Origin of the sequence: Streptomyces sp. CBMA156, from assembly GCF_014596515.1 — a bacterium.
In the GTDB taxonomy this organism is placed as follows: domain Bacteria; phylum Actinomycetota; class Actinomycetes; order Streptomycetales; family Streptomycetaceae; genus Kitasatospora.
Map to the genome: position 1 here is coordinate 1 of NZ_MSJQ01000053.1, position 12,118 is coordinate 12,118.

Sequence of the window (12,118 nt, forward strand, 5' to 3'; positions counted from 1 at the left end):
GCTGCCGGAGGAGATCGGCTCGGCGATGGCCGCCTGGTACGCCGAGGCGGGCGTGGACCTGCGCTGCGGGGTGGGCGTGGCCGCCGTCGAGCCCGGTGCGGTGCTGCTGGCGGACGGCTCGCACCTGCCCGCCGACGAGGTGGTGGTCGGCATCGGCGCCCGGCCCGCGACCGGCTGGCTGGCCGGCACGGGGGTCGAGCTGGACGCGGCCGGCGCCGTCGTGGTGGACGGGCGGCTGCGCACCTCGCTGCCCGGGGTCTTCGCGGCCGGTGACTGCGTCAGCTACCCCTCGGCCAGGGCCGGCGCCCGGCTGGCCGTCCAGCACTGGGACCACGCCCTGCAGTCCGGCGAGGCGGTGGCCGCCGCCGTCCTGGGCGCGGACGCGCCGGCCTACGACCCGGTGCCGTACTTCTGGTCCGAGCAGTTCGGGCGGATGGTCCAGTACGCCGGCCGGCACGCCGAGGGCGACGAGCCGCTCCGGCGCGGCGGTCCGCAGGACGGCGGCTGGTCGGTGCTCTGGCTGCGCGACGGGGTGCCCAGCGCGCTGCTGACCGTGGACCGGCCGCGCGACCTCACCCAGGGGCGGAAGCTGATCGAGCGCGGCACCGCGCTGGACCCGGCCCGCGCGGCCGACCCGGCGGTGCCGCTGAAGGCGGCCGTCGCGGGGTAGCGCCTGGTGCGCGGTGGGCCGTGGAGGTGGCAGTCTGGTGGCGTGAGTGAGATCGAAAGCAAGATTGAAGCCCTGGTCACCGACTGGATGTACCTGCCCGACATCTCGGAGCAGTGGGGGGTCCGGGTCACCGAGGTACGTGACCTGGTCAAGAACGGCGGCCTGATCGCCGTCCGGCGCGGGCCGAACAAGTCGCTGCAGGTCCCGGCGGCGTTCATCGACGGCCCGGGCCTGGTCAAGCACCTGTCCGGCACCCTGACCGTCCTGCGGGACTGCGGGTACGACGACGTGGAGATCCTGGAGTGGCTCTTCACCGAGGACCCGTCGCTGCCCGGCAGCCCGATCCAGGCGCTGCGGGAGAACCGTGGCACCGAGGTGAAGCGCCGCGCCCAGGCGATGCTGATCTGATGGCGGCGGACACGCCGCGCACCCGGCTGGCCGACGCCCGGCTCTACCTGTGCACCGACGCCCGTCGGGAGCAGGGCGACCTCGCCGACTTCCTGGACGAGGCGCTGGCCGGCGGGGTGGACATCGTCCAGCTGCGCGACAAGGGCCTGGAGGCCAGGCAGGAGCTGGAGGCCCTGGAGGTCCTCGCCGACGCCTGCCGCCGGCACGGCAGGCTGCTGGCCGTCAACGACCGCGCCGACGTCGCCCACGCGGCCCGGCCGGACGTGCTGCACCTCGGGCAGGACGACCTGCCGGTGCCGGCCGCCCGGGCGATCCTCGGCGAGGACGTGCTGATCGGGCGTTCCTGCCACGCCGAGTCCGAGGTGGACGCGGCGATCGACGAGCCCGGGGTGGACTACTTCTGCACCGGTCCGGTCTGGCCGACCCCGACCAAGCCGGGCCGCCCGGCGCCGGGCCTCGGCCTGGTCTCGTACGCGGCGAAGCGGACCACCGACCGGCCGTGGTTCGCGATCGGCGGGATCGACCTCGGCAACCTGGACGAGGTGCTGGCCGCCGGGGCCCGCCGGATCGTCGTGGTCCGGGCCATCACGGCCGCGGCGGACCCGCGGGCGGCCGCCGCCGAACTGTCCGGCCGGGTGCGCGCCGCGCTCTGACCACCCGGGCTCTGACCCACCCGGGCCGTACGGCCCGCCCGGAGGCCGCCGCCGTCCGTCAGTACTTGCGGACGGTGGCGGCCTCGGCCAGTGCCAGCAGCACCGTTCGGGCCCGCTCGTCGGCGAGCGGCGCCGCCTCCAGCGCGGCCAGCGACTGCCGCATCAGCTCCTCGATCCGGCGTTCCACCAGCTCGGGGGCGCCGCTGCGGGCGATCAGCCCGCGCAGCCCGGTGACCTCCTCGGCCGCCAGGTCCGGCGCGCCGAGCCGCCCGTCCAGGTGCCGGGCGTCCGTGGCCGACAGGCCCCGCATCGCGTGCGCGACCAGCAGGGTGCGCTTGCCCTCGCGCAGGTCGTCCCCGGCCGGCTTGCCGGTGACGGCCGGATCCCCGAAGACGCCGAGCAGGTCGTCGCGCAGCTGGAAGGCCTCGCCCAGCGGCAGCCCGAACGCCCCGTACGCCTCGACCAGCCCGGGACCGGCGCCGGCCAGCAGCGCGCCCACCTGGAGCGGCCGCTCGATGGTGTACTTCGCGGACTTGTAGTGCAGTACGGTCTGCGCCCGCTCCAGCGCGCCCTCGTCCGTGGAGTCGCCGGCCACCGGCTCCAGCACGTCCAGGTACTGGCCGAGCATGACCTCGGTGCGCATCAGGTCGAACACCGGCTTCGCGGCCAGCGCCGCGGCCGGGTCCAGGCCCGAGCGCAGGAACAGCTCGTCGCACCAGATCAGCAGCAGGTCGCCGAGCAGCACCGCGGCGGAGGTGCCGTACTGCTCGCGGTCGCCGCGCCAGCCGCTGTCGCGGTGCAGCGCCTCGAAACGGCGGTGGATCGAGGGCAGGCCGCGGCGGGTGTCGCTGCGGTCCATCAGGTCGTCGTGCACCAGGGCGCTGGCCTGGAGCAGTTCCAGGGCGGCGGCCGCGTTGGCGATGCCCTCGCCGGTGGCGCCCCCGGCCGGGCCGCCGGCGCCGCGCCAGCCCCAGTAGCAGAAGGCCGGGCGCAGCCGCTTGCCGCCGTCCAGCAGGAAGTCGCGCAGCGCGTCGGCGGCGGGGACCAGCTGGGGCGAGATCTTGCCGAGCAGCGCGGACTGGCCGTCGATGAAGGCGGCGAGCGCGGCGTTGACGCGGGTGCGGACGTCCTCCACGTCAATGGGATTGGCCGCGCTGGGGTTGGCCGGCCGGGTGCTGGACGAGGTCACGATGGGGCTCCGCTGGTTCGCTGGGGTGCAGCAAGCGTAGCGGGGCGACTGGGAACGGATGTGCGAGCGGCGGCGCCGGGGGCGCTCCCGGAGGTGCCGCGGAGAGGCGCCGGGTGAACCGGAACGCCGTCCACTTGTTGTCTCAATAAATGGACCTGGGTTGTCCGGCCCCTTCGAACGCCGGATAGCCTGCCAGCATGGCACTCGGCATCGCTTCCACGAGGACGGATCGCGCACTGACGGTCCGCGAACTCCTGACGGCCGGCAAGCGCTCCTTCTCCTTCGAGTTCATGCCGCCGCGCACCGAGGTCGGCGAGCAGAAACTCTGGGACGCCATCCGGCGGCTCGAACCACTCGACCCCAACTTCGTCTGCATGACGTACGGCGCGGGCGGCTCCTCACGCGAACGCACGGTCAACATGGTGGGCCGGATCGCCACCGAGACCACGCTGACCCCGGTCGCCCACCTCACCGCGGTCGACCACTCGATCGCGGAGCTGCGCAACATCATCGGCCAGTACGCCGACCAGGGCGTCCGGAACGTCCTCGCGGTCCGGGGCGACCCGCCCGGCGACCCGATGGGCGAATGGGTCAGCCACCCCGAGGGCGTCACGTACGCCTACGAGCTGGTGGAGCTGATCAAGGGCATCGGCGACTTCTGCGTGGGCGTCGCCGCCTCGCCGAACATGCACCCGCGTTCGACCGACTGGGACGACGACATCCGGCACTTCGTGGCGAAGGTCCGCTCCGGGGCCGACTACGCGATCACCCAGATGTTCTTCGAGGTGGACGACTACCTGCGGCTGCGCGACCGGGTGACGGCCGCCGGCTGTGAGACGCCGATCATCCCGGAGATCATGCCGGTCACCAACGCCAAGCAGCTGGAGCGCTTCCCGCAGCTCAGCGGTTCGGCCTTCCCCGCCGACCTGGAGGCCCGCCTGCGGGCGGCCATCGACGACCCGGCGGCGCTGCGGGCCATCGGCATGGAGCACGCCACGGCGATGGCCGAGCGCCTCCTCGCCGAGGGCGCGCCCGGTCTGCACTTCATCACGCTGAACCACTCGACGGCGACGCTGGAGATCTACCAGAACCTGGGGCTGCACCAGCGCTGAGCGGCGGTCCTGGCCCGGCGCCGGCGACCGGGCCGGGCGGGTGTCCCCGCGGCGCCGGCGCCGGGTGTTCACGAGCCCGTCACCGTACCGACGGTGGCGGGCCCGGACGTGTGCGGCCGGTGTCCGGGGGGTGGGAACGCGATGCGGTACCCCGGCCGTTGAACCGGTACAGTCGCCGCACACGCGCGGCGCACACGCGTGGGCACGCGAGCTGGAGGTAGCGGGCGGATGGGCATCGGATACCTGCTGCTGTACGTCGCGTTGGCGGTGGTGGCGCTCTGGCTGGTCGCGGAGGTGCTGCTGCAGAACCGGGCGCCGCTGCACTGGCGGGCCCTGGCCCTGACCGGCTTCCTGGGCGTGGCCGCCGGGATGAGCCTTGGGTCGGTCGTGGTGATCGGGGCCGGCGCCGCGCTGTTCGCGGTCGGCCAGACCTTCGTCACCCTCGCGGTCAAGCGCGGCCACCAGGCCGGCTGGTCCCTGCGGAAGTCCGACGGCAGCCTGCCGGGCCCGCTCGCCAAGGTGCCGCTGCTCGGCGCCCTCACCGGCGGCGCCGCCGCGGTGGCGGCGGCCGCGGTCGCCCGGAAGCGGATCGGCGAGGTCAGCGCGGTCGAGGAGACCCCGGCCGCGGTGCCGGTGCAGGCGCCGGTACCGGACGAGCTCCCGGCGGAGGTGCCCGAGGTCGAGCAGACCGCCGCCTTCGAGATGCAGGAACTCGCCCAGGACGGCGTCTACGCCACCTCGTACTACGAGCAGCAGCCGCAGATCCCGCAGCAGCCCCAGGACCCGTACGCCGCCACCTACCAGGGCGGCTACGACCAGCAGCAGTGGCAGACCCAGCAGCAGCCCGCCTTCGCCTACGACCAGCAGCAGCCCTACGGCGGCTACCCCCAGCACCAGCAGGACCCGTACGGCGGCTACCCGCAGCAGCAGGACCAGTACGCCGGCTACCAGCAGCAGCCGCAGCACCAGCAGCCCTGGGACCCGAACGCCCAGCCCCAGCAGCACCAGCAGCACGAGCAGTGGCAGCCCCAGCCCGAGCAGCACACCCAGGGCGTCCCGCAGCAGCCGGTGTACGACCAGAACTACGGCTACCAGCAGCAGAACAACACCTGGCACCAGGGCTGAGCCGCAGGCCGTCAGGCCGGGCCGATCAGCCCCGCGGCGATGCAGGCCGACATGCCGACGCGGGCCAGCCCGCCGCCGGGGTGGGCGTTGCCGCCGACCAGGTAGAGGCCGGGGACGGGGGACTCGTTGGCGGCGTGCAGCCCCGGATGCGAACAGGCGAGCACCGGGCGGGCGACCGAGCCGCCGAGGGCGCCGGTCTCCCTGCGGGTGTCCTCCGGGGTGCGCACGACCCGCCACAGCACCCGCTCGCGCAGCCCCAGGCCGGCCCCGTCCACATGGGCGAGCAGCCGGTCGGCGTAGCGGTCGGCGACGCCGGGGGCCGTCCAGTCGACGTCGCCCTGGGCCGGGACGGTCGCGGTCAGCACCACGCTCTCGTGGGCGTCGTCGGGCCGCAGCGACGGGTCGTCCGGGCGGAGCACCTGGACGGTGGGGCGTTCGCAGGGCGGCTCCGAGAGGGTGAGGGCGTTCTCCTCGGCGGCCGGGTCGGCCGCGTGCACCACCGTCCGGTGCACGGTGCCCTCGGGCCGGGGCCCGCGCAGGGCCAGCAGCACGCTGAACCGGCCGGGCACCTCGAACGGTTCCCACCCGTCGGGCTCCGTCCCCGGCCACTCGGCGAGGCCGTGGCGGAACAGCGCGGCGGTGTCCATCGCGGAGACCACCAGGTCGGCGTCGATCCGGCCGTCCGCCGTCTCGACCCCGCGGGCCCTGCCGCCCTCGACGACGACCCGGGTGACCGGGGTGTCGAAGCGGAACCCGACCCCGCGCAGTTCGCAGCGCCGGTACACCGCGTCCGCGAGGGCGCGCAGGCCGCCCCGGACGTACCAGACCCCGAAGGACTGCTCCATGTACGGCAGCACGGTGGCCCCGGCCGGGGCCTGGCCGGGCGGCAGGCCGTACCGCAGCGCGGCCTCACCCAGCAGGGCGGTCAGGCCGGGGTGGCCGTCGAGCTGCCGCCGGGCCACGGTGTCGAGGGTCCACCGGACCGGCTTGCGCAGCCGGGCCAGGCCGGTGCGCGGCGGGACGGGGTACGGATCGGCCTCCAGGACGGCCCGGTCGGCCGGGGACAGGACGCCGCGCTCGGCCGGGAGCGGCTCCTCCAGCAGCGGGCGGCGGGTGGCCTCCCAGACCGTCCGGCCGTGGTTCATCACCTCGCTCCAGCGGGCGCCCGAGCCCGCGCCGAAGGCGGCGTCCAGGGCCTGGCTGACGCCGCCCCTGGAGGCGTTGGGCAGGGTGACGGCGGTGCCGTCGGGGAACAGGTGCCGGCTCTCCGGGTCCACCGGGGCCAGCCCGACCAGCTGCTCCAGCGGCTCCCTGCCGGTCTTCAGCGCGAGGTCGCGGTAGACCGCGGGGAGGGTGAGCAGGCCGGGCCCGGTGTCGAAGGCGAAGCCCTCGCGCTCGTACCGCCCGACCATGCCCCCGTACGTGCCGCCGGCCTCGCAGACCGTCACCCGGTGGCCGAGGGTCGCCAGCCGGGAGGCCGCCGCGAGCCCGCTCATTCCTGCGCCGATGATGACGATCTGTGCCATGGCACCTGATCCTAGGTCGGCCGGGCGGGTGATCCCTCCGCGGCCGCCCGGGCGGCCCTGCGTTCGCGGCGGCGGGCCCGGAAGGCCCGGATCCTGCTGACCGCCAGCCAGACCAGCAGCAGGCCGACGGCCAGCACCACGCCGGCGACCGTGGCGGCCAGCCAGGGGTGGAAGATCGCCAGGGTGACCAGGCCGGCCACCGAGAGGTCCTCCGCCATGCTGACCACGATGTTGCTGAGCGGCTCGGGGGAGGTGTTGACGGCCATCCGCAGCGAGGCCTTCACCAGGTGGCTGACCAGCGCCGAGGTGCCGCCCATCGCGCCGGCCGCGACCTCGCTGAGCGAGCCGGGGTCGTTGCTCGCGATCAGCACGCCGACGGTGGCACCGGCGATCGGCCGGATCACCGTGTGCACGGCGTCCCAGACGCTGTCCACGTACGGGATCTTGTCGGCCACCGCCTCCAGCGTGAACAGCACGGCGGCCACCAGCAGCACGTCCGTGCGCTCCAGCGCCTGCGGCACCGAGTCCGCGTCGGCGAACCTGCCCAGCAGGCCGAGCAGCAGCACCACCGCGTAGGCGTTGATGCCGCTGGCCAGTCCGCTGGTGAAGATCAGCGGCAGGACCGTCATCGCGTCCCCCTCCTCGTGGTCATCGCGTCCCCCTCCTCGGAACCCGGGCCGGTTCCGCCGGCCCCGCCGTACCGTACCGGCAGCCGGGACGCCGTGGGCGCGGGTCGCGGTTCCGGCGGCCGGCGTGCGGCGGACTGAGTACGGATACTCAGATCCCCGGTTGAGTACGTCAACGGATGGCCCCCGACCTGCGGAGACGGGAGAGTGGTGGCACCCGGGAGGGCGGCGCGTCGGGCGCCGGGCCCGCCCGGGCGGCGGATCCGTCCGTCTCCCGGCCGCGAACGCCGGGGGAGGCGGGTGGACGGTCCGCCACGGGGCTGGTCACGGTCCCCGCACCGCCGGCACGGGGCGGCGGAGCGGGCCGGGGGGAGACCGGCCGCGGGGGGAGTTCGCCACCGCCGCCCCGGGGGGAGCGGCGGAGCGACGGCACGGCGGCGGCGCGGACCGGGGGAGGACCGCGCCCGCCGCCGCTACGCCCGTTTCCGGCCCGTTCCCGGGGAATGACGGCGGACGAGGCCGGATTGTCAGTGGTGCCGGTCACGATGGAGGGGCACGGGCCGCCCGGTCCGCGCGCTGCCTCGGAAGGGGGAGACCATGACCATCAGTCACCCTGAGCCCGTCACCGCCCGCCTCCGCTCCGCCGCCCTGCCGTACCTGCCGGGTCCGTCCGGTGCACGCCCCGCCGGAGGGGACGTTCACCCCGTGCTGCGCCGGATCGCCGCTCCGCCGGCCGCCCTCGACCTGCTCGCCGACGCCCACCGCACTCGAAGCCCAGGACATCGCCGCCGACACCCTCACCGTCCGGACCGTACGCCCCGAGGCGGTGCGGCTGATGACCGCCCACCGCTCCAAGGGCCTGGAGTGGCGCCTGGTCGTGGTGGCCGGCGTCCAGGACGGCCTCTGGCCCGACCTGCGCCGCCGCGGCTCCCTGCTGGAGGCCGACCGGATCGGCCGCGACGGCCTCGCCGAACCGCTCTCCCCCGGCGCGCTGCTCGGCGAGGAACGCCGGCTCTTCTACGTCGCCGCGACCCGCGCCAAGGAGCGGCTGATCGTCACCGCCGTCAAGGCCCCCGCCGACGACGGCGACGAACCCTCCCGCTTCCTGCGCGAGCTCTACCGCGAGGACGTCGACCCCAGGACCGGAAGGGTGGTCCGCCGCACCCCGCCGGTCACCGTCGAGGACGTCACCCACCGCCCGCGCCGCCCGCTGTCGGTCGCCGCGCTGGTCGCCGAACTGCGCGCGGTCACCGTCGACCCGGCCCGCTCGCCGGAACTGCGCCGCGCCGCCGCCGAACGGCTCGCCACCCTTGCCGCCGCCGCCGACGAGGACGGGCTGCCGCTGGTGCCCGCCGCCCACCCCGAGCGCTGGTGGGGCCTGGACGACCCGACCTCCGCCCCCGAACCGCTGCGCAGCGCCGACGTGCCCGTCCGGCTGTCCGGCAGCGGCCTGGAGCAGCTGGAGAGCTGCTCCCTCCAGTGGTTCCTGGACAAGGAGGTCAAGGCGCGCGGCGCGGGCTCGGCCGCCCAGGGCTTCGGCAACGTGGTGCACGCCCTCGCCGACGAGGTCGGCTCCGGCCGCACCCCCGCCGACCTCGCCGTGCTCATGGAGCGGCTGGACACCGTCTGGGACGCGCTGGCCTTCGACGCGCCCTGGAAGTCCCAGCAGGAGAAGACCGAGGCACGCGCCGCCCTGGAGCGCTTCCTCAACTGGCACGTCCTGCAACGCGGCCGGGACCTGGTCGCCACCGAGCACGGCTTCGACGTCACCCTCGACGTCGGCGGCGTCTCGGTGCGCATCCGCGGCTCGATGGACCGGGTGGAGAAGGACGCCGCCGGGCGCGCCTACGTGGTCGACTTCAAGACCGGCAAGCAGATACCCACCGACAAGTCGCTGCCCGACCACAAGCAGCTCGCCGTCTACCAGCTCGCCGTCCGGGCCGGCGCGCTGAACGAACTGCCCGGCTTCACCGAGCACCCGCCGGACACCGGCGGCGCCGAACTCGTCCACCTGCGCGAGCCCGCCGCCAAGGCCGCCCAGGACGCACCCAGGATCCAGCGGCAGGAGCCGCCCGAGGGCGAGCCGTGGATCGAGAACCTGCTCGCCGAGGCGGCGGGGAAGGTCCTCGCCGAGCGCTTCGTCCCGCAGACCGGCGGCGGCTGCGACCGCTGCTCCTTCCGCCGCAGCTGCTCCGCCCAGCGCGACGGCGCCCAGCTGGTCGAGTGACGGTGCCCGGAGCGCACGGGTGACGGGGCCCGAAGCGGTCGAGTGACGGTGCCCGAGCCGGTCGGCCGTCTGCGCCCGAAGCGGTCGGATGAGGATTGTCCGCCACTCCGGTTACGGTTGCGGAGTGACCGCCGTGCTCAGCCATCCCGACCAGCTCAAGGAGCTGCTGGGGATCCCGTTCAACCGGGAGCAGATGGCGGCCGTCGGCGCCCCCCTGGAACCGGCCGTGATCGTGGCCGGCGCCGGCTCCGGCAAGACCACCGTGATGGCCGCCCGGGTGGTCTGGCTGGTCGGCTCCGGCGCGGTGCGGCCCGAGGAGGTGCTCGGCCTCACCTTCACCAACAAGGCCGCCGGGGAGCTCTCCGAGCGGGTGCGTGCCTCCCTCCTGAGGGCCGGGGCCGTCGACCGGGACGCCGCCGAGCCGCTCGGCGACCCGGAGATCTCCACCTACCACGCCTTCGCCGGCCGCCTCCTCAAGGAACACGGCCTGCGGATCGGCATCGAACCGGACGTCCGGCTGCTCGCCGACGCCACCCGCTTCCAGCTCGCCGCCAAGGTGCTGCGCACCGCCCGCGGCCCGTTCCCCGCGCTCACCGGCACCTTCGCCAACCTGGTCGCCGACCTGACCGCCCTGGACGGCGAACTCGCCGAGCACCTGGTCGAGCCGCAGACCCTGCGCGAGTTCGACGAACGGCTGCTGGACACCCTCGCCACCGTCAAGCTGACCAACGACGACCTGCGGGCCGTCCCGGCCACCGCCAGGGCCCGGCTGGAACTGCTGCGCCTGGTCGAGGACTACCGGCGCCGCAAGCGCTCCGCCGGGTTGATGGACTTCGGCGACCAGATCGCCGCCGCCGCCCGCCTGGCCCAGCAGCGCCCGGAGGTCGGCGAACTGCTGCGCGGCCAGTTCAAGGTGGTGCTGCTCGACGAGTACCAGGACACCTCGGTCGCCCAGCGGCTGATGCTCGCCGGACTCTTCGGCGCCGGCCCCGACGGCACCGGCAGCGGCCACCCGGTGACCGCCGTCGGTGATCCCTGCCAGGCGATCTACGGCTGGCGCGGCGCCTCGGTGGCCAACCTCGACGAGTTCCCCCGGCACTTCCCGAAGGCCGACGGCCGGCCCGCCGGCCGCTACGCGCTCAGCGAGAACCGCCGCAGCGGCGGCCGGCTGCTCGCCTTCGCCAACGTGCTCGCCGCCCCGCTGCGCGAGATGCACGAGGGCGTCGAGGCGCTGCGCCCCGCCCCCGGCGCCGAGCAGGACGGCTTCGTCCGGGCGGCGCTGCTGCCCACCCACGCCGAGGAGATCGACTGGCTGGCCGACTCGATCGCCCACCTGGTGCGCACCGGCACCGCGCCGGGCCGGATCGCCGTGCTGTGCCGCGGCGGCGCCGCCTTCCCCGACATCCACGCCGCGCTGGTCGCCCGCGAGGTGCCGGTCGAGGTGGTGGGCCTCGGCGGGCTGCTGCAACTGCCCGAGGTAGCCGATCTGGTGGCGGTCTGCGAGGTGTTGCAGGACCCGACCGCCAACGCCGCGCTGGTGCGGCTCCTGATCGGCCCGCGCTGGCGGATCGGCCCGCGCGACCTCGCGCTGCTCGGCCGCAGGGCCGCCGAACTCGTGCGCACCGACCGGGCCGAGGGCGTCGAGGCGCTGGCCGCCGCGGTCGCCGAGGCCGACCCGACCGAGGTGGTGTCGCTGGCCGACGCGGTGGAGACCTTCCTCGACGGCGACCAGCCGGACGAGCTGCCGTTCTCCGCCGAGGCGCGGGTGCGCTTCGCCCGGCTCGCCGCCGAGCTGCGCGAGCTGCGCCGCTCACTCGCCGACCCGCTGATGGACGTGCTGCACCGGGTGCTGTCCGTCACCGGCCTGGAGGTCGAACTCACGGCCTCCCCGCAGGCCCTGGCCGCCCGGCGGCGGGAGACCCTGCACGCCTTCCTGGACGTCGCCGCCTCCTTCTCCGATCTCGACGGCGACCCCGGCCTGGCCGCCTTCCTCGGCTTCCTGCGCGCCGCCCAGCAGTACGAGCGCGGCCTGGACAGCAGCCTGCCCGGCGGCGAGGACACCGTGAAGGTGCTCACCGCGCACAAGTCCAAGGGCCTGGAGTGGGACGTGGTGGCCGTCCCCGGCCTGGTACGGGGCGCGTTTCCTTCGTCGAGCCCGCGCGAACGCTGGACGAGCACCAAGCGCGTGCTCCCGCACGCCCTGCGCGGGGACGCGGACACCCTCCCGGACGTGCGCGGGGAGTGGAACGGGAAGTCGATGACGGCGTTCAGGAAGGCGCTGGCCGACCACTCCGGCGTCGAGGAACTGCGGCTGGGCTACGTGGCGTTCACCCGGCCCAGGTCGCTGCTGCTGGCCTCCGGGCACTGGTGGGGGCCGAGCCAGAAGACCGCCCGCGGTCCGTCCGCCTTCCTGGAGCAGCTGCGCGAGCACTGCGAGCGGCCCGGCGCGGGCGAGATCGAGCGCTGGGCCGAGCAGCCGGAGAAGGGGGCCGAGAACCCGGCGCTGGCGTCCCCCGTCGAGCGCCCCTGGCCGCTGCCGCTGGACCCGGCCGCCCAGCACGCCCGCCGCCGGGTCGCCGAGG

9 protein-coding genes and 1 pseudogene are annotated in these 12,118 nt (G+C 75.1%); 7 read left to right on the forward strand and 3 right to left on the reverse strand.

Annotated features, from left to right (window positions below; translation table 11 throughout):
• From BU198_RS04000 to thiE, 3 genes are all read left to right on the forward strand, one after another.
• Positions 1–670, forward strand: a 670-nt coding sequence (locus BU198_RS04000; RefSeq protein ID WP_188295424.1) for an oxidoreductase C-terminal domain-containing protein, incomplete at its 5' end; no start/stop codon positions are given.
• A 42-nt stretch (positions 671–712) separates the two neighbouring features.
• On the forward strand, positions 713–1,078 hold the full coding sequence (locus tag BU198_RS04005) for an Rv2175c family DNA-binding protein (RefSeq protein WP_188295425.1): 366 nt from the start codon (positions 713–715) through the stop codon (positions 1,076–1,078).
• On the forward strand, positions 1,078–1,731 hold the full coding sequence (gene thiE, locus BU198_RS04010) for a thiamine phosphate synthase (protein ID WP_188295426.1): 654 nt from the start codon (positions 1,078–1,080) through the stop codon (positions 1,729–1,731). The genes BU198_RS04005 and thiE overlap by 1 nt, the downstream gene beginning before the upstream one ends.
• A gap of 58 nt (positions 1,732–1,789) precedes the next feature.
• Here thiE and BU198_RS04015 read toward each other — a convergent pair whose 3' ends face one another.
• The gene (locus BU198_RS04015; protein ID WP_317619952.1) at positions 1,790–2,920 is read right to left on the reverse strand and encodes a polyprenyl synthetase family protein; all 1,131 of its coding nucleotides are present in this window, start codon (positions 2,918–2,920) and stop codon (positions 1,790–1,792) included.
• A gap of 197 nt (positions 2,921–3,117) precedes the next feature.
• Here BU198_RS04015 and metF point away from each other — a divergent pair, with 197 nt between their 5' ends.
• Together metF and BU198_RS04025 are read left to right on the forward strand one after the other, a co-directional pair.
• A complete protein-coding gene (metF, locus tag BU198_RS04020; RefSeq protein WP_188295427.1) occupies positions 3,118–4,032 on the forward strand; it encodes a methylenetetrahydrofolate reductase [NAD(P)H] in 915 nt (304 codons plus the stop codon).
• A 228-nt stretch (positions 4,033–4,260) separates the two neighbouring features.
• The gene (locus BU198_RS04025) at positions 4,261–5,157 is read left to right on the forward strand and encodes a hypothetical protein (protein WP_188295428.1); all 897 of its coding nucleotides are present in this window, start codon (positions 4,261–4,263) and stop codon (positions 5,155–5,157) included.
• A gap of 11 nt (positions 5,158–5,168) precedes the next feature.
• Here BU198_RS04025 and BU198_RS04030 read toward each other — a convergent pair whose 3' ends face one another.
• Positions 5,169–6,683 (reverse strand): phytoene desaturase family protein, encoded by a 1,515-nt coding sequence (locus BU198_RS04030; protein ID WP_188295429.1) that lies wholly within the window; start codon positions 6,681–6,683, stop codon positions 5,169–5,171.
• 11 nt (positions 6,684–6,694) lie between these two features.
• Positions 6,695–7,312: a DUF4126 domain-containing protein gene (locus tag BU198_RS04035; RefSeq protein WP_188295430.1), complete on the reverse strand. Its 618-nt coding sequence runs from the start codon at positions 7,310–7,312 to the stop codon at positions 6,695–6,697.
• Between the two features lie 763 nt (positions 7,313–8,075).
• Between BU198_RS04035 and BU198_RS04040 the strand changes: the two are divergent.
• Both BU198_RS04040 and BU198_RS04045 read left to right on the forward strand, forming a co-directional pair.
• Positions 8,076–9,536, forward strand: a pseudogene (locus BU198_RS04040) (PD-(D/E)XK nuclease family protein); the annotation flags it as partial.
• A gap of 124 nt (positions 9,537–9,660) precedes the next feature.
• Positions 9,661–12,118: ATP-dependent helicase (locus BU198_RS04045; protein ID WP_188295431.1), on the forward strand; the 2,458-nt coding region annotated here is incomplete at its 3' end.

Excerpts from the sequence above, each read along its gene's own strand:
- thiE (WP_188295426.1), top strand. The coding sequence starts at position 1,078 with ATGGCGGCGGACACGCCGCGCACCCGGCTGGCCGACGCCCGGCTCTAC.
- BU198_RS04030 (WP_188295429.1), bottom strand. The coding sequence starts at position 6,683 with ATGGCACAGATCGTCATCATCGGCGCAGGAATGAGCGGGCTCGCGGCG.
- BU198_RS04035 (WP_188295430.1), bottom strand. The coding sequence starts at position 7,312 with ATGACGGTCCTGCCGCTGATCTTCACCAGCGGACTGGCCAGCGGCATC.
- BU198_RS04025 (WP_188295428.1), top strand. The coding sequence starts at position 4,261 with ATGGGCATCGGATACCTGCTGCTGTACGTCGCGTTGGCGGTGGTGGCG.
- metF (WP_188295427.1), top strand. The coding sequence starts at position 3,118 with ATGGCACTCGGCATCGCTTCCACGAGGACGGATCGCGCACTGACGGTC.